General features: G+C 70.5%; 19 protein-coding genes. 17 read left to right on the forward strand and 2 right to left on the reverse strand.

Annotated elements, in window-relative coordinates; all coding sequences use genetic code 11:
- The first annotated feature begins 7 nt into the window (after positions 1-7).
- The 11 genes from AC07RV_RS03240 (at position 8) to AC07RV_RS03290 (ending at position 9,236) form a co-directional block, all read left to right on the forward strand.
- Positions 8-1,147 carry an amino acid ABC transporter permease gene (locus AC07RV_RS03240; protein WP_296782377.1) on the forward strand — a complete coding sequence of 380 codons (1,140 nt, stop codon included), beginning with the start codon at positions 8-10 and terminating at the stop codon, positions 1,145-1,147.
- 15 nt (positions 1,148-1,162) lie between these two features.
- The gene (locus AC07RV_RS03245) at positions 1,163-1,906 is read left to right on the forward strand and encodes an amino acid ABC transporter ATP-binding protein (RefSeq protein WP_296782379.1); all 744 of its coding nucleotides are present in this window, start codon (positions 1,163-1,165) and stop codon (positions 1,904-1,906) included.
- Positions 1,907-1,972: 66 nt separating this feature from the next.
- The gene (hutC, locus tag AC07RV_RS03250) at positions 1,973-2,692 is read left to right on the forward strand and encodes a histidine utilization transcriptional repressor HutC (protein WP_296782525.1); all 720 of its coding nucleotides are present in this window, start codon (positions 1,973-1,975) and stop codon (positions 2,690-2,692) included.
- A 23-nt stretch (positions 2,693-2,715) separates the two neighbouring features.
- Entirely contained in the window at positions 2,716-3,486 is a 771-nt protein-coding gene (locus AC07RV_RS03255; RefSeq protein ID WP_296782381.1) for an AraC family transcriptional regulator, read from the forward strand.
- Between the two features lie 33 nt (positions 3,487-3,519).
- Entirely contained in the window at positions 3,520-4,302 is a 783-nt protein-coding gene (locus tag AC07RV_RS03260; RefSeq protein WP_296782383.1) for an NAD(P)H-dependent oxidoreductase, read from the forward strand.
- Positions 4,303-4,324: 22 nt separating this feature from the next.
- Positions 4,325-5,500 (forward strand): NAD(P)/FAD-dependent oxidoreductase, encoded by a 1,176-nt coding sequence (locus AC07RV_RS03265; protein WP_296782385.1) that lies wholly within the window; start codon positions 4,325-4,327, stop codon positions 5,498-5,500.
- Positions 5,501-5,513: 13 nt separating this feature from the next.
- Entirely contained in the window at positions 5,514-6,287 is a 774-nt protein-coding gene (locus tag AC07RV_RS03270) for an SDR family NAD(P)-dependent oxidoreductase (protein WP_203207251.1), read from the forward strand.
- 3 nt (positions 6,288-6,290) lie between these two features.
- Entirely contained in the window at positions 6,291-6,743 is a 453-nt protein-coding gene (locus AC07RV_RS03275) for a VOC family protein (protein WP_296782388.1), read from the forward strand.
- Between the two features lie 21 nt (positions 6,744-6,764).
- Complete coding sequence (locus AC07RV_RS03280) at positions 6,765-7,529, forward strand: LamB/YcsF family protein (protein WP_296782390.1); 765 nt, start codon at positions 6,765-6,767, stop codon at positions 7,527-7,529.
- An 8-nt stretch (positions 7,530-7,537) separates the two neighbouring features.
- Entirely contained in the window at positions 7,538-8,239 is a 702-nt protein-coding gene (locus AC07RV_RS03285) for a 5-oxoprolinase subunit B family protein (protein WP_296782392.1), read from the forward strand.
- The gene (locus tag AC07RV_RS03290) at positions 8,232-9,236 is read left to right on the forward strand and encodes a 5-oxoprolinase subunit C family protein (protein WP_296782394.1); all 1,005 of its coding nucleotides are present in this window, start codon (positions 8,232-8,234) and stop codon (positions 9,234-9,236) included. Before AC07RV_RS03285 ends, AC07RV_RS03290 begins: the two co-directional genes overlap by 8 nt.
- 6 nt (positions 9,237-9,242) lie before the next feature.
- Here the strand turns inward: AC07RV_RS03290 and AC07RV_RS03295 are convergent, their stop codons facing one another.
- The gene (locus AC07RV_RS03295; RefSeq protein ID WP_296782396.1) at positions 9,243-10,175 is read right to left on the reverse strand and encodes a LysR family transcriptional regulator; all 933 of its coding nucleotides are present in this window, start codon (positions 10,173-10,175) and stop codon (positions 9,243-9,245) included.
- Positions 10,176-10,283: 108 nt separating this feature from the next.
- On the opposite strand from AC07RV_RS03295, the gene AC07RV_RS03300 reads away from it, so the two are divergent.
- Genes AC07RV_RS03300 through AC07RV_RS03310 form a run of 3 tightly spaced genes read left to right on the forward strand, consistent with a single transcriptional unit; the run spans position 10,284 to position 12,905 of the window.
- Positions 10,284-10,820 (forward strand): thiamine pyrophosphate-binding protein, encoded by a 537-nt coding sequence (locus AC07RV_RS03300; protein WP_057593044.1) that lies wholly within the window; start codon positions 10,284-10,286, stop codon positions 10,818-10,820.
- Positions 10,820-11,416 carry a thiamine pyrophosphate-dependent enzyme gene (locus AC07RV_RS03305; RefSeq protein ID WP_296782398.1) on the forward strand — a complete coding sequence of 199 codons (597 nt, stop codon included), beginning with the start codon at positions 10,820-10,822 and terminating at the stop codon, positions 11,414-11,416. Before AC07RV_RS03300 ends, AC07RV_RS03305 begins: the two co-directional genes overlap by 1 nt.
- 10 nt (positions 11,417-11,426) lie before the next feature.
- Entirely contained in the window at positions 11,427-12,905 is a 1,479-nt protein-coding gene (locus AC07RV_RS03310; RefSeq protein ID WP_296782400.1) for an aldehyde dehydrogenase, read from the forward strand.
- Positions 12,906-12,909: 4 nt separating this feature from the next.
- Here AC07RV_RS03310 and AC07RV_RS03315 read toward each other — a convergent pair whose 3' ends face one another.
- Entirely contained in the window at positions 12,910-14,169 is a 1,260-nt protein-coding gene (locus AC07RV_RS03315) for a putative Na+/H+ antiporter (protein WP_296782402.1), read from the reverse strand.
- A 281-nt stretch (positions 14,170-14,450) separates the two neighbouring features.
- Here AC07RV_RS03315 and AC07RV_RS03320 point away from each other — a divergent pair, with 281 nt between their 5' ends.
- The 3 genes from AC07RV_RS03320 to AC07RV_RS03330 are packed head-to-tail and all read left to right on the forward strand — an operon-like array spanning position 14,451 to position 16,687.
- Entirely contained in the window at positions 14,451-15,098 is a 648-nt protein-coding gene (locus AC07RV_RS03320; protein WP_296782405.1) for a TonB C-terminal domain-containing protein, read from the forward strand.
- The gene (locus tag AC07RV_RS03325) at positions 15,095-15,637 is read left to right on the forward strand and encodes an RNA polymerase sigma factor (protein ID WP_296782407.1); all 543 of its coding nucleotides are present in this window, start codon (positions 15,095-15,097) and stop codon (positions 15,635-15,637) included. Before AC07RV_RS03320 ends, AC07RV_RS03325 begins: the two co-directional genes overlap by 4 nt.
- 36 nt (positions 15,638-15,673) lie before the next feature.
- Positions 15,674-16,687, forward strand: coding sequence for a FecR family protein (locus AC07RV_RS03330; protein ID WP_296782409.1), 1,014 nt, complete (start codon positions 15,674-15,676; stop codon positions 16,685-16,687).
- Positions 16,688-16,788 lie beyond the last annotated feature (101 nt).

The raw sequence follows: 16,788 nt of genomic DNA on the forward strand, positions 1-16,788 counted from the left end.
TCCGACCATGAACAGTGCAACGCAGCAGTCCGCCGGCCTGCCTTCGCCCGTCGCGGGGCAGGAGCGCCGCCTGAACATCGGAGGCATGCCGAAGGTGCCGCTGATGCTCTTCCTCTTCGCGCTGGCGGGCGTGATCCTGGTCGTCGCGGCCAGCTGGTACACCCTGCAGTCCCTGCGCGAGGCCCTGCGGGGCAGCGCCTGGGACGGCTGGTGGATCACGGCCGGGGCCGGGGTCCTCGCGCTCGCGTCGCTGGCCGTGGTCCGGCCGCTGTGGCGCGCCTTCCAGCGCTGCCGCGGCGTGCGCGCGGCGGCGAGCCGCATGGACATCGTGGCGGCGCGCATCGAGCGCTCCGACGCCTGCGTGCAGAGCTGGATCGCGCTCGGCCACACGCTGGCGCAGTTCATCGTGGTGCTGGGCTTCCAGTTCCTGCTGGCCAACAACCAGGCGGTCGCCAAGACCTTCTTCCTGGTGCCGCTGATCGTGAAGACCTTCCCGCTGGTCCTCGATGCGTTCTGGGTCAACGTGAAGATCTTCCTGATCGCCGAGGTGCTGGTGCTGGTCTGGGGCCTGATCGTGGCGCTCGCCATGTTCGCGCCCGGGGCCGCCGGCAAGCCGCTGCGCTTCATCGCCACCGCCTACGTCGACGTGTTCCGCTCGATCCCCGCGGTGCTGGTGATCTACCTGGTCGGCTTCGGCCTGCCGTTGACGGGCGTGCCTATCCTCAAGGACCTGTCGCTCACGACCTATGTGGTGATCGCGCTGACCCTGACGGTCGGCGCCTACGTGGCCGAGATCTACCGCGCGGGCATCCAGAGCGTGCACTGGAGCCAGACGGCCGCTTCGCGGTCGCTGGGGCTGTCGCACATGCAGACGCTGCGCTTCGTGGTCGTGCCCCAGGGCGTGCGCCAGATCATTCCGCCGCTGCTCAATGCCTTCATCGCGCTGCAGAAGGACACCGCGCTGGTCAACGTGGTCGGGGTGGTCGACTCCTTCAACCAATCGATGATCGTGGCCTCCAACTACTACAACCTGTCGGCCGCGACCACCGTCGCGCTGCTCTTCATCGTCATCTCCATCCCGCAGACGCGCTTCGTGGAGCGCATGGCCCGCCGCGATCGCGCCCGCATGCGCGCTGGCAACGCATAAACCGAGTCCCCACACATGTCCTTCATCGAGATCAGGGAAATTTCGAAGTCCTACGGCGAGCTGCCGGTGCTCAACCGGCTGGCGATGGCGGTCGAGGAGCACCAGGTGGTGAGCCTGATCGGTCCCTCGGGCTCCGGCAAGTCGACGCTGCTGCGCTGCATCAACGGGCTGGAGCCCATCGACGCGGGCGAGATCCGCGTGCACGGCGACCGCATCACCGGGCCGGGCGTCGACGTCAACTCGCTGCGCCGCGACATCGGCATCGTGTTCCAGGGTTACAACCTGTTCCCGCACATGACCGTGCTGCAGAACGTGACGCTGGCGCCGATCCAGGTGCTCAAGCAGTCGAGGGAGGAGGCCGAGGACCGCGCGATGGCGCTGCTCAAGCGCTTCAGCCTCGCGCACAAGGCGAAGGAGTATCCCGACCGCATGTCGGGCGGCCAGCAGCAGCGCGTGGCGATCGTGCGCGCGCTGGCCATGGACCCGATGGTGCTGCTGCTCGACGAGATCACCTCGGCGCTCGACCCCGAGCTGGTGTCGGAGGTGCTCAACATCGTGCGCGACCTCGCCAACGAAGGCATGACCATGCTGCTGGCCACGCACGAGATGGGCTTCGCGCGCGAGGTCTCGTCCAAGGTCTGCTTCCTGTGCGACGGCGTCGTCTGCGAGGAGGGACCGCCGGAGCAGATCTTCGCCGAGCCGCAGCAGGACCGGACCCGTTCCTTCCTGCGCAGCATCCGAGAGGCGAAGCGCATCTAGATGAGCGATCGTGGTGCCGGCCGCCGGCCGCGTTCCGACGCTCCGGGCGACGAGGGCGGCCGTGGCATGCTCGAGGGAATGACGACGACCCTGCACGAGCGAATCAAGGCCCATGTGACGCAGGGCATCCTCGACGGCACCTGGCAGCCGGGCCAGCGGCTGCCTTCGGAGCTGGAGCTGGTCACGCAGTTCGGCGTCTCGCGCATGACCGTCAACAAGGCGCTGCGCGAGCTCGCGAACGCGGGCCGGATCGTGCGCGTGGCGGGGGTCGGCACCTTCGTGGCGGAGAAGAAACCGCAGTCCACCCTGCTGCAGATCGCCAACATCGCGAGCGAGATCCGGGCCCGCGGCCACGAGCACCGGTGGCGCGGCCTGTCGCGCGAGCGCGTGGCGGCCGCGCCCGACATCGCGGCCTGGCTCAACATGCTGCCGGGGCAGTCGATCTTCCGGCTGCAGAGCGTGCACCTCGAGAACGGCGTGCCGGTGCAGCTCGAGGACCGCTACGTCAACCCGAAGATGGCGCCGGCCTTCCTCGACCAGGATTTCTCGGACATCACGCCGGGCGAATACCTGCTCTCGCTGGTGCAGGCCGATCTCGTCGAGCACGTGGTCGATGCCGTCATGCCGACGGCGGAGCAGGCGCGCATCCTCGAGATGAAAGCCACCGAGCCCTGCCTGCAGCTGACGCGGCGCACCTGGCTGCGCGAGGTGCCCGTGACCTGGGTGCGCTGCCTGAACCCGGCCTCGCGCTACAGCCTGGGCAGCCGGTTCCGGCCCTCGCCCTGAACCGCGCCGAACCGGGACACACGATGCGACTCGACGAACAGGTGCAGGCGTGGCTCACGCGCACGCCCGGGCTGATCGAGACCCTGTTCGACCGGCTGCCCGACGTGCTGTTCTACGTCAAGGACCAGCAGGGCCGCTACCTCTGGGCCAACCAGACGCTGATCGACCGCGCCGGCCTGCAGGACGGCGAGAGCGTGGTGGGCAAGACCGCGGACCAGCTGTTCCCGGCCAGTGGGCTGAGCACGGTGGCGCAGGACCTCGAGGTCATCGACAGCGGCCGTCCGATGCGCGAGCTGCTGCGCATGTACCAGACCTGGCGCGGCGACCGCTACTGGTGCCTGAGCTCCAAGTTCCCGCTGCTCGACGCCGATGGCCGCATCGTCGGCCTGGCCGGGCTGTCGCGCGACCTGCCGCGCCCCAACGAGCGCCATCACAGCTACCGGCGGCTGCGGCGCTTCCTCGATTTCATCGACGCGGGCCTCGACGGACCGGTGCTGATCGCCGAGGCGGCCGCCCATGCCTCGGTGTCGATGGACACGCTGGCGCGCCTGGTGCTCGAGGTCTTCCACGTGACGCCCAAGCAGTTGCTGATGAAGAAGCGCATCGACAAGGCCTGCCAGCTGCTCGAGGAGGCGCCGGCCTCGATCACGGAGGTGTCGGCCGCCTGCGGCTATGCCGACCACAGCGCCTTCTCGCGCCAGTTCAAGGTGGCAACGAACATGACGCCGGCGCAGTACCGCGCCACGCGCCGCGACTATGCAGAAAACCGCAACCCGGTGCGCCGTACGTTCTAGCTGCGCCTGAGCCCGGCGCTCAGAATTCGCGGCATGAACTGCCTGATCGTTTATGCCCACCCCGAACCCGCATCGTTCAACGGCGCACTGAAGGACGCCGCGGTCCGCGAGCTCGAGCGCATGGGCCATTCAGTGGTCGTCAGCGATCTCTACCGCATGGGCTGGAACCCGGCGCTGGGCCCCGGCGATTTCGAGGGCGGGCGCGCCAACGCCGACTACCTCGATCTTTCGCGGGAGCAGGAGCATGCCTTCGCGGCCGGCACGCAGCACCCCGCGGTGGCGGCCGAGCAGGCCAGGCTGGCGGCGGCCGATTTCGTGCTGCTGCAGTTCCCGCTCTGGTGGTTCTCGATGCCCGCCATCCTCAAGGGCTGGGTCGACCGTGTGCTGAGCCGCGGCTTCGCCTACTCGGCGGGGCGCAAATACGAGACCGGGCATTTCAAGGGCAAGCGCGCGATGCTCAGCATCACGACGGGCACGGCCTCCACGCTCTACGAGCCGAACGGCATCGACGGCGACCTCCACCACGTGCTCTGGCCGATCCACAACGGCATCCTGGCCTATACGGGCTTCACGGTGCTGCCGCCCAGCGCCGCCTGGATGCCCGCGCGACTGTCGCCGCAGGAGCGCCGGGCCTGCCTCGACGCCCATGCCGAGCGCCTGCGCGGCATCGAGCGCATCGAGCCGCTGTTCTTCCATCCCTGGAGCGACTACGACGAGTCGCAGCGGCTCAAGCCGGGCGTGGTGGCGCGCTCGGGCGTGCAGTGGAATCCGCGCGCCGGGCAGAGTTTCGAGGACTCGGCGTCGGCCAATGCCTGAGCGTACTGTGCAGGAACCCCGCATGTCTTCCACCCATTCACCCCGCATCGTCATCGTCGGCGGCGCCATCATCGGCAGCTTCTGCGCCTGGTCGCTGCGCCAGGCCGGCTTCGCGGGCCCGATCACCGTGGTCGAGAAGGACGTCTCGTACCAGTTCTCGTCGACGGCGCTGTCCGCGGCCTCGATACGCACCCAGTTCGGCACGGCCGCGAACATTCGGATGAGCCTCTACGGCGCCCAGATGTTCCGCGACATCAAGACCGTGTTCGGCGACCAGGCCGACATCGGCTACCGCGAGCGCGGCTACCTGATCCTCGGCGGCCACGACCAGGTCGCGCAACGCATGGAGGCCGTGCGCATGCAGCGCAGCCATGGCGCGGACATCCGGGTGCTCGATCCCGACGAGCTGGCCGCGCGCTATCCGGGCGTGGACTTCGGCGACGTCGGCATCGGAACGCTGGGCGTGCAGCACGAAGGCTGGTTCGATGCCTGGAGCCTGCTGTCGGAGGTGCGCCGCGCGGCGCGGCGGCTCGGCGTGGACTACGTGGAGGCGACGGCCAGCGGCTTCCGCACCGACGGCATGCGCGTGACAGGTGTCGAACTGTCGAACGGCGAGCTGCTGGCCTGCGACTTCTGCGTGCTGGCCGCGGGCGCGCTGTCGGGGCGGCTGGCCGCCTTGCTCGACATCGCGCTGCCGGTGGTGCCGAAGAAGCGCACCGTGTTCTCGTTCAAGACGCCGTTCAAGGCGAGCGAGCTTCCGATGCTGTTCGATTCGAGCGGCATCTGGGTCCGGCCCGAAGGGGAGGGCTTCATCGGCGGTATCCAGCCCCCGGCCGAGATCGACGGGGACGCCGACGGCGACTTCGAGCCGCACCACGACCTGATGGAGTCGCTGTTCTGGCCCCTGCTCGCCAAGCGCATCCCGGCCATGGAGGAACTGCGGCTGCAACGCGCCTGGGCCGGGCACTACGAGGTCAACACGCTCGACCACAACGGCGTCGTCGGCCCGCATGACGAGCTCGGCAACCTGATCTTCGCGACCGGCTTCTCGGGCCATGGCGTGATGCACGCGCCGGCGGTCGGCCGCGGCGTGGCCGAGCTGATCACGACGGGCGCGTTCCGCAGCATCGACATGAGTCCCCTGGGCTGGGCGCGCATCCGCAGCGCCACGCCCTTGTTCGAATCCATCGTTTACTGAAAAGGAGATCGCCATGAGACTGGCAGGCAAGGTGGCAGTGGTGACGGGCGCCGCGCGCGGCATCGGGCGCGCGACGGCGGAGCGGCTTCTGGCCGAGGGCGCGAAGGTGGTCGTGTCGGACATCGATGCCCAGACCCTCGAGAAGACGGCCGCCGAGATCGGCCCGGCCGCCAACGTCTTCGCGGTACGCGCCGACGTCTCGAAGAAGAGCGAGGTGGTCGGCCTGGTCGAGGCGGCGGTCCGGCATTTCGGCACCCTCGACATCATGGTGAACAACGCCGGCATCGCGCCGGTGGTGGAGTTCCTCGATGTCACCGAGGAGATGCTCGACCGCGTGCTCGACGTCAATCTCAAGGGCGCCTTCTACGGCACCCAGGCGGCGGGCCGCGAGATGGTCGCGCGCGGCAAGGGCGGCGTGATCATCAACATGTCCTCGATCAACTCGGGGCTGGCCAATCCCAACGTCGCGCCGTACGCGATCTCCAAGGGCGGCATGAACCAGGTGACCTCGACCGCGGCCGTGGCCTTCGCGCCGCACGGCATCCGCGTGGTCGGCGTCGGGCCCGGGACCATCATGACCGACATGGTGGCCGGCGCCTTCGTGCAGAGCGCGGGCAACCATGCCATCCTCTCGCGCACGCCGCTGGGCCGCTACGGCCAGCCCTCCGAGATCGCCTCGGTCGTCGCCTTCCTGGCGAGCGACGATGCCTCGTACATCACCGGCGAGACCATGTACGTGGACGGCGGCCGGCGCGTGCTGAACTACGTGGTCCCGGTCAAGGGCTGAGCGATGACGCATCCCTTCGCCAAGCTGCACCACCTCTGCATCGTGGTGCACGACATCGACCGGACGCAGGCCTACTACGAGTCGATCGGCATCGGCCCCTGGACCGAATACCCGCCGCTGGCCGAATACGAGGAGCTCGATGCGCCCAGCAAGCCCGGATTCCTCGCGCTCAAGTACCGCGTGTGCAACCTGCCGACCGTGCAGCTCCAGCTGTGCCAGCCCGGCGACGAGCCGACGCCGCAGCGGCTGCACCTGGACAGCAAGGGCGAGGGCGTGTTCCACGTCGGCTTCGAGGTGCCCGACGCCGATGCCGCGCAGGCGCAGGCCACGGCGCTGGGCTTGCCGGTGCTGATGCGCGGGCGCCGCGCGAACCGCACGGGCTTCACCTACTACGACAGCGCCGACGGCGCGGGCGTCACGCTGCTCACGCGGGCGACGAATCTTCCGGGCAAGTAAGCACTGAACGAGGAGCCGGCCATGCGGATCGACTTGAACTCCGACCTGGGCGAGGGCTATGGCCCGTGGACGATGGGCGACGACGCGCGGATCCTCGACTGCGTGACCAGCGCGAACATCGCCTGCGGCGGCCATGCGGGCGATGCGGAAACCATGTACCGCACCCTGCGTCTGGCGGCGGAGCGCGGCGTGAACGTCGGCGCCCATCCGGGCTACAACGACCGCGAGGGCTTCGGGCGGCGCGTGATCCCGATGCCGCCCGCCGAGATCGGCCGCATGGTCGCGGCGCAGGTCGGCGCGCTCGTGGCGATGGCCCGGCTCGCGGGCACCGAGGTGCGCTACGTCAAGCCGCATGGCGCGCTCGGCAATCTCGCGGCCGCGGACATGGGCGTGGCCCAGGCCATCGTCGCCGCGCTCGAGAAGGTCGACCCCGCGCTCGCGGTCCTCGCCATCTCGGGCACCTGCCTCGAGCAGGCCGCGCGCGCACAGGGGCTGCGCGCCTTCTCGGAGATCTTCGCAGACCGCGCCTACCTGCCCACTGGCCAGCTGGTGCCGCGCGGACAGCCGGGCGCGGTCCTGCACGATGCCGAGGCAGCCGCGGACCGGCTGATCGGCTTCGTGCGAACCGGGAAGATGCCGGTGCAGGGCGCGGCGCCGATCGCGTTGAAGGCCGACTCGGTCTGCGTCCATGGCGACAACGCCGAATCGGTCGAGATGGCGCGGCACATCCGCAAGCGGCTGGCGGCCGAAGGGATCGTGCTGGCCTCGTTCCTCGACCAGCCGTAGGCACGCCGATGCCGAACCCCGAATGGCCGCGCTACACGCCGGTCGCGGACCACTCGCTGCTGGTGTCCTTCGGCGACGCGATCGCCGACCCGGCCAGCGCCGCGGTGCTCGCGCTCGACCGGGCCCTGGCCCATGCGCCGCCCGAGGGCCTGCTCGAATGCATCCCGGCCTTCGTCAGCCTGCTGGTCGTCTTCGATCCGCTGGTCACCGATCACGCGCGGATCCGGGAGGCGGCCGAGACGCTGCAGCGCGATCCGCCGGCCGGCCTGCCGGCGGGAGAAGCGCGCGAGGTCGAGGTCTGCTACGACGACGGCTTCGCGCCCGACCTCGAAGCGGTGGCACGGGCTTCGGGCCTGGGCATCGACGCGGTGATCGACCTCCACCTTCGGGGCGACTACCGGGTGCGCATGTACGGCTTCGCGCCGGGCTATGCCTACATGTCGGGCGTGCCGCCGGAGATCCAGGTGCCGCGCAAGCCATCGGCCCTGCGCGACATCGCCGCGGGCAGCGTGCTGATCGCGGGGCCGCAGTGCCTCGTCACCACGCTGCGGATGCCCACGGGCTGGTCGATCGTCGGCCGCTCGCCCACGCGCATCCTGACGCGCGACGACAGCGCGCCCTTTCTCTTCGGCGTGGGCGACCGCGTGCGCTTCAAGCGCATCGACCGCGCGCAATACGAAGCAAAACTGGAGAACGAAAGCCATGGCTGAAGCCAGGCTGCGCGTGCGCGCCTGCGGCCCGCTGGTCACGTACCAGGACGGCGGCCGACCGGGCATGCTGCGCTTCGGCGTGCCTGCCTCGGGCCCGATGGACCGGCTCGCGCATGCCGCGGCCCATGTCGCGCTCGGCAACCCGCCGGATGCCACCGCGATCGAGATCTCCCTGGGCGGGCTGGAGCTGCTGTGCGAGGCGGGCGAGGTGAGCTGCGGCATCGCCGGTGGCGAGTTCCAGGTCCGCCATTCGGGCGCGGCGACGGGTTCGTGGTGCGTGCGAACGCTGCGCGCGGGCGACACGCTGTCGATCCGCCCGGGCCGCTGGGGCAGTTGGGCCTACCTCGCGTTCTGCGGCGAGCCCATGTGCGGGCATTGGGCCGGGCACAGCGCCACGCATTCGGCCTCGGGCCTCGGCGGCGGCAGCCTGGTGCCCGGTGCCGAGATCGTGCTGCGCGACACGCGGGTCGTGCAGGAACGCGAGGGAGACCGCACGGCGCCCGTATTGGCCGGTCCGCGCCAGCTCGTGCGCGTCGTGCTCGGGCCGCAGACCGACAGCTTCGAGGCGGCCTCCGTGTCCGCGTTCCTCGACGCGGGCTTCTCGGTCACGCCCGCCCGCGACCGCATGGGCATGCGCCTCGCGGGGCCGACGCTGGCCTTGAGGGATGCCTTGTCCATTCCTTCCGAACCGATCGTGCGCGGCTCGATCCAGGTCGGTGGTGACGGCGTGGCCTCGGTGCTGCTGGCCGACCACCAGACCACGGGCGGCTATCCGAAGATCGCCACCGTCCTGTCCTGCGACCTCGATGGCCTGTCGCAGCTCCGGCCCGGCGACGGGCTGCGCTTCCAGGCCGTGGACCCGGCGGAGGCGATCCGGCTGGTGCGCCTGGAAGCGCCGCCGAGAAGCCGGTTCCTGCAGGAGATGGCCCAGCCGCCGGGCAGCCTGCCGAGCCGCTTGATGACCGAGAACCTGATCAGCGGCGTCGTGCTGGCATAGCGCGCCTCAGGCACCGAGCCAGCGTCCTTCGGGCCAGGCGCCGGCATCGATCGCGCGCCGCGCCTCCCGCGTGAGCACGTCGACGGCGCAGCGCACATGCCGCGCGATCGGCCGGTTGACGGGCAGGGCCAGCACGATGGTCCGGCGGATGCCCGGATCGGCCAGCGGCGCGCCCCTGAGCTTCTGCGTGCGCAGGTCCTCCGCGACCGCGATCGGCGGCAGGATGGTCATGCCATGGCCGCCGAGCACCAGGCTTCTCTGCACGCTCAGCGCGTTGGTCTCGGCCGACAGGTCGAGCGTCACCTGGGCCACCGCGCAGGCATGCTCGACCAGCGTGCGGATGCCGTGCGGCGCGCTCGGCAGCACCAGCTTGTGGCCCGCGAGCTCGGCCAACGCCACCGGCCGGTCGGGCCGCAGCTTGCTGCTCTTCGGGCCGATGACCCACAGCGCCTCCTCGATCAGCGGCGTGGTCTGGATGTTGGGCGAACGTTCCGCGCCATAGAGCAGCGCGGCATCGACCTCGCCCGACTCGAGCCAGCGCAGCAGCGTGCCCGCGTAGCCCATCGCGATGCGCACGCGAACGCCCGGGTATTCGCTTGCCAGCGCCGTCACCAGCGGGCTCGAGAGGATGTCGATGGTGCTCGGCAGCAGCCCCAAGGTGACCAGCCCGCCGATGCTGTTGTCGACGGTGCCGATCTCGGCCCGGGCCCGGTCCAGCTCGAGCAGGGCGCGGCGCGCATAGCCGACGAGCGCCAGCCCCGCATCGGTCAGCACCATGCCATGGCGCTCGCGCTCGAACAGGGGCGCGCCGATGTCTTCCTCGAGCAGGCGGATCTGCCGCGACACCGCGGGCTGCACGAGGTGCAGCACCTCGGCCGCGCGCGTGACGTTGCCGGTCTCGGCCACCGTGAGAAAGGCGCGCAGTTGCTTCAGGTCCATGTGGCTGCCTCCATGCACAAACGTGATCGTGGAATCTCGAATTTCTATTTCACATTCCCAGGCATCAAATTCTATGATTTCTGGCACTTTTACACCCGAAGACAACCCATGAACCAGACCACCCAGGCCGCGCCCGACTGGCAGCAGGCCGCCTTCCGCGTGCTCAAGGCGGGCGGCGTCAGGCAGATCGCCTACGTGCCCGACGCCGGCCATTCGCACGTGATCCGCAGCGCCATCGCCGACCCCGACATCGAGGACGTGGTGCTGACCACCGAGGAGGAGGGCGTGGCGCTGGTGAGCGGCGCCTGGCTCGGCGGCCAGCGCGCCGTGCTGCTGATGCAGAGCAGCGGCGTGGGCAACTGCGTGAACATGTTCTCGCTGCTGCAGGCCGCGGACTTCCCGTTCTTCACGCTCGTGACCATGCGCGGCGAATACGCCGAGTTCAATCCCTGGCAGGGCCCGATGGGCAAGGCCACGCAGGCCGCGCTCGAGCTCATGGGCATCCACGTGCTGCGCGCCTCGAAGCCCGAGGAGGTCGAGGAGATCGTCAGCGCGGGCTTCGATGCCGCCTTCGAGGCCGGCGAGAAGGTCGCCGTGCTGCTGGGACAGGAACTGATCGGCCGCAAGAAGTGGGAGCGCAAGTGATGAACACGAAGACCCCGGCGCAGCGCGCCGACCGCCGCGAATTCGTGGCCAGGCTGATCGCCGCCATTCCCGATGCCCTGATCGTCACGGGCCTGGGCTCGGCCTCCTACGATGTGTTCGCCAGCGGCGACCGCGAGCGCAACTACTACCTGTGGGGCGCCATGGGCGGCGCCGCCTCGCTGGGCCTGGGCCTGGCGCTCGCGCAGCGCGACAAGTCGGTGGTCGTCATCACCGGCGACGGCGAGCAGCTGATGGGCATCGGCAGCCTCGGCACCATCGGCGTCAAGCAGCCGAAGAACCTCAGCATCGTGATGCTCGACAACGGCCATTTCGGCGAGACCGGCATGCAGCGCAGCCACTCGAGCCTGGGCGCCGACCTGGTGGCGGTGGCCAGGGGTTTCGGCATCGCCGATGCGTTCTCGGTGAGCAGCATCGATGCGTGCGAGGACCTGGCCGAGCGCATCAACGCGCGCCGGCAGACCACCTTCGCGCAGGTGTTCATCGATGCCAACGAGCCGCCGCGCGCGCTGCCGCCGCGCGACGGCTCTTACATCAAGAACCGCTTCCGCGCCGCGCTGGGTTTCCAGCCCTTCTGACGGGCACGCCATGCAACGCTATTCATTGCACATCGGGGGCGAAGCTTGCGAGCCCCACGGCGGCACCTGGTTCGAGACCCAGAACCCCTTCACCGGCGAGAGCTGGGCGCAGATCCCGCGCGGCGACGCGCAGGACGTCGACCGGGCCGTGCGCGCCGCGCACCAGGCGCTGACCAACGGGCCCTGGTCGGAGCTGACCGCGACGCAGCGCGGCGCGCTGATGCGCAGGCTCGGCGACCTGATCGCGCGCGACGCGGCCCGGCTGGCCGCCACCGAGGTCCGCGACAACGGCAAGCTGCTCGCGGAGATGCGCGGGCAGCTCGACTACCTCCCGCAGTGGTTCTACTACTACGGCGGCCTGGCCGACAAGGTGCAGGGCAGCACGCTGCCGCTCGACAAGAAGGGCTACTTCGCGTTCACGCGCCACGAGCCCGTGGGCGTGGTGGCCGCCATCACGCCGTGGAACTCGCCGCTGCTGTTGCTGGCCTGGAAGCTGGCGCCGGCGCTGGCCGCGGGCTGCACCGTGGTGGCCAAGCCCTCCGAATTCACCTCGGCCTCGACGCTCGAGTTCGCGCAGCTGTTCGAGGAAGCGGGCTTTCCCGCGGGCGTGTTCAACGTGGTGACGGGCTTCGGCGCCGAGGTCGGCACGCCGCTGGTCGAGCATCCGCTGGTGGCCAAGATCAGCTTCACGGGCTCGGATTCGACCGGCCGCCTGATCAACGAGCGGGCCGGGCGCCTCTTGAAGCACACGGCCATGGAGCTGGGCGGCAAGTCGCCCAACGTGGTGTTCGAGGACGCCGACCTCGAGCAGGCCGCGTTCGGCGCGATCTCGGGCATCTTCGCCGCCACCGGCCAGACCTGCATCGCCGGCTCGCGCCTGCTGGTGCAGGACAGCATCCACGATGCCTTCGTCGAACGCCTGCTCGCGGTGGCGCGCACCGCGCGCATGGGCGACCCGATGAGCACCGAGACGCAGGTCGGCCCGATCACCACGCCGCCGCAGTACCGCAAGGTGCTCGAGTACATCGACATCGCGCGCGCCGAGGGCGCGACCGCCGTGCTGGGCGGCGCCAAGGGCACGGCCCCCGAATGCGGCACGGGCTGGTTCGTGCAGCCCACCATCTTCACGGGCGTGCGCAACGACATGCGCATCGCCCAGGAGGAGGTGTTCGGCCCCGTGCTGTCGGTGATCCGCTTCGAGGACGAGGCCGATGCGCTACGCATCGCCAACGACGTGCGCTTCGGCCTGGCCGCGGCGGTGTGGACGCAGGACATCGGCCGCGCGATGCGCATGTCGGAGAAGCTGCAGGCCGGCACGGTGTGGATCAACACCTACCGCGCCGTGAGCTTCATGGCCCCGTTCGGCGGCTACAAGGACTCGGGCCTGGGTCGCGAGAACGGCATCGACGCGGTCCGCGAGTACCTGCAGACCAAGTCGGTGTGGATCAACAGCGGCGCGGCGACGGGCAATCCCTTCGTGATGCGCTGAGGCCTCACAGGAACAGGAACGCCGCCGCCGCGACGGCGGTCGGCCCCAGCGCACCGAGCAGCAGCCCGCCCGCGCCGATGGTCTCGTCGGCGAAACCGCGCTTGAGCAACGCCACGCCCGCGGGATTGGGCGCATTGGCGATCACCGTCAGGCCGCCCCCGGCCACGGCGCCCGCCACCAGCATGTACTTCGATTCGTCGGAGATGCCGACGATCAGCGAGCCCAGGTAGGTGAGGGCGGCGTTGTCGGTGATGGCGGTGAGGCCCAGGGCGCCGAGGAACAGCGCGACGGGCGCGAGCGCCGAGACGATGGGCTGCAGCCACCACTGCTGCATGCCGCCCAGCACCACCAGGCCCGCGAGGAAGAAGCCCACGAGCAGCGCCTCCTTGAGGATCGGCGGGCTCTGGTGGCGCTCGTAGGCCTGGGTGAAGCCGAGGAACATCAGGAACAGGCCGAGGAACACCACCGGATGGTGGGCGAACAGCACCACGCCCGCGAGCAGGCCCAGGTGCACCGCGACCACCGGCAGCGGAACGCGCGCTTCGGGCGCCGCGCCCTCGTCGACCGCCGCGGACTGCAGATGCTTGCGCAGCACCCAGGTGGCGACGGTGGCGTTCAGCAGCACCGCGATCGCGGCCTTCCAGCCGAAGGTGGCGAGCATGAAGGCGCTGTCCCATTGCCAGGTGGTCGCCACCATCAGCACCGGCGGCGCGGCATAGGAGGTCAGCGTGCCGCCGATCGAGATGTTGACGAACAGCACGCCCAGCGCCAGGTACTTCACGGCCTCCGGCACGCGCGGGCGGAAGATCTGCGGCGCGAGCATCAGCGCGGCGATGGTCATGGCGGCGGGCTCGGTGATCAGCGAGCCGAGCAGCGGCACCGCCGCGAGGCCCAGCCATGCGCGCGCAACCGGCGTGGGCACGGGCGCGATGCGCGCGAGCGTGTCGACCAGCGACATCGCCGTGCGCAGCACGGGACGCGAGGCCGCGATCACCATCACCACGAAGACGAACAGCGGCTCGGTGTAGTTGCGCGACTCGGCATAGTCGAGCGCGGTGCCGCCGCCGGCAAACAGCGCCATCGACACCACCAGCACGATGGCCCAGAAGCCGAACACGACCTCGACTTCACCGAGCAGGTGAAACAGGCCGGCATGGCGTGGATGGCGGTGGGAGAGGCGCTCGAACTGCTTGGCGCTGAAGGTGTGGAGCAGGGCGACGGCAAAGATGGCCGCGGCGATCCACTGGATCGGGGTGTGGGACATGGGATTCCTCGACGAGGCGAAACCGCGAGGCGGCCCGACCTGCGCAAATCCTGGAATGCCCGAAACGGCATGCCACCCAGGGCGGATTTTACCCGAGAGCCTCAAAACCCCGGCCGCGAAGGGCCGGCCGCGACGCGCGCCGTCATCTGAACGTCACGAAGCATTCCTAGCATCCGCCTCGACATGCCCCCCGGGCGGCGGCCTTCGCCGGGCGTATCGACTTCATGCGGCATGCACCTCCTCTTCCTTCCTCCCTGGCAAGCTGCGTGCTCGCGGCGTGCATGGCCTTTGCGGCCGTGAGTGCGCGCGCGCAGGCCGAGGCGATGCGCTTCGACATCGCGCGGCAGCCGCTGACCGCGGCGCTGGAGCAGTACGGCCTGCGCACCGGCCTGCCGGTGTTCTTCGATGCCGAACTGGTGGCGGGCCGCGACGCCTCGCCGGTGCAGGCCGTGCTCACGCCGGCCGAGGCGCTCGCCTTGCTGCTGCAGGGCACGGGCCTGGTCGCCGACTACGCGGGCACCGGGCCCGGCGCCGCCTTCGTGCTCAAGCCGCTGCCCGACGAGGCGGCCTCGCGCGAGCGCGCGGTGGCGTCCCGCGCGGCGCCGGCGGACCCGCAGCCCGGCTACGACGGCCTGGTGCAGACGCGCATCTGGGAGGCCTTCTGCGGCAATCCACGCACCTTGCCCGGCGGCTACCGCGCGGCGATGCGCTTCGTGGTCGATGGCAGTGGGCGCATCGCCAATGCCTTCCTGCTGCACACGAGCGGCGACCGCGCGCGCGACGGCGCGATCCTGGAGACGCTGCGCCAGGTGCGCATCGACCGCGCGCCGCCGCCCGAGATGGCGCAGCCATTGACGATGCTGATCCTGCCGCGCGCGCAGACACCCGGGCTCGAGTGCCCCGGGCGGCACGGAGGGCCCGATCGATGAGCGTGCCCGAGAACGCGCTGCCGGCGCTGCGCAACTTCCTGGTGTCGCGCTACGACGAGCTCAAGCAGCGGCTCGCGCGGCGGCTCGGCAATGCCGAGCAGGCCGGCGACGCGCTGCAGGACACCTGGCTGCGCCTCGAAAGCCGCGACGACATCGACGGCGTGCGCGACCCGGCCTCCTACCTGCTGCGCGTGGCGGTCAACCTGGCCTACGACCAGCTCGGCCGGCAGGGCCGGCTGGCCAGCGCCGAGGAGATCGAGGCGCTGCTCGACGAGGCGCCCGACCCGGCGCCCGGCCCGGCGCAGATCGCGGAGGACCGCTCCGAGATGGCGGCGCTCGCGGCGCTCATCGCGCGCATGCCGGCACGCCGGCGCCAGGTGCTGGTGATGGTGCGCTGGGAACACCTGCCGCAGCGCGAGGTCGCGGCGCGGCTGGGCATTTCGCTGCGCACGGTCGAGAAGGAACTCAAGGATGCGCACGACTTCTGCGCCGCCCGCATGGGGCGCGCGCTCGCACAGAGGGCTTCGCATGAAAAATAAAACGCGGTTCGCCGCGCGCCTGGCCGTCTTATGGATATGAACATTCCCGCCGAGTCCGGCCCCGCCGATCAGCCGCAGCGCGAAGCGCAGGCCTGGCTGCGCCGGCTCACCTCCGGCGCGGCCACGCAGCGCGACCTCGAGGGCTTGCGCCGCTGGCAGGCGGCGAGCCCCGTGCATGCGCAGGCCTTCGCGGAGGCGCGCCGCCTGTGGAAGGCGCTCGACCCCGCCATCGGCCAGATGATGTCGGAGCATCCCGCCTTGCTGGCCGCGCACCGCCAGGCCTCGGGCCAGCCCGCGCGCAGTCCCGCGCTGCCGCGCCGCGCCTTCCTGGGCGCGGCCGTCGGTGCCGCCGGCGCGGCGGGTGTGGCGCTGGCCGTGTACCCGCCGCTCGGGCTGTGGCCCGCGCTGGGCGAATGGAATGCCGACTTCCGCACCGCCACCGGCGAGCAGCGCACGGTGGCGCTGTCCGAGGGCGTCGACCTGGTGCTCAACACGCAGACCAGCGTGCAGCGCCGCGTGCGTGACGGCCGCACGGTGGGCATCGCGCTGATCGAGGGCGAGACGGCGGTGGACCTGTCCGCAGCGTCCACCGCGGCCGGGCCGGGCTTCAGCGTCACGGCCGGCGCGGGCCGCGTCGAGGCGCAGGCGGGACGCTTCGAGGTGCGCTACCTCGACGGCAGCGCCTGCGTCAGCTGCGTCGAGGGCAGCGTGCGCGTCGCGCATGCGATGGGAACGCAGCTGCTGCAGCCGCGCCAGCAGCTGGTGTACGACGCGGGCTCGATCGGCGCGCCCGAGGCGATCCGCGATGCCGACGCCTCGGCCTGGCGCACCGGCGTGCTGGTGTTCCGCCAGACGCCGCTGTCGCGCGTGATCGCCGAGATCAACCGCTACCGGCCGGGCCGCGTGCTGCTGCTGGCGCGCGGCCTCTCGGAGCGCGCCGTGAACGGGCGTTTCGCCATCGCCGCGCTCGACACCGTGCTGGTGCAGATCCAGCGTTCGTACGACCTGCGCGCACGGGCCCTGCCGGGTGGCGTGCTGCTGCTTAGCTGAGTCGTGTGACAGCTTGATTGGCCCCCGCGTCCGATCAGGTTTGAGAAAGTTAGCGGTTTTGTTTGCGTTGCCCGGTCTGTCCTGTGAGAGGCATGGATTCC

The sequence above is a fragment of the Variovorax sp. GW821-FHT09B01 genome (assembly GCF_059418345.1).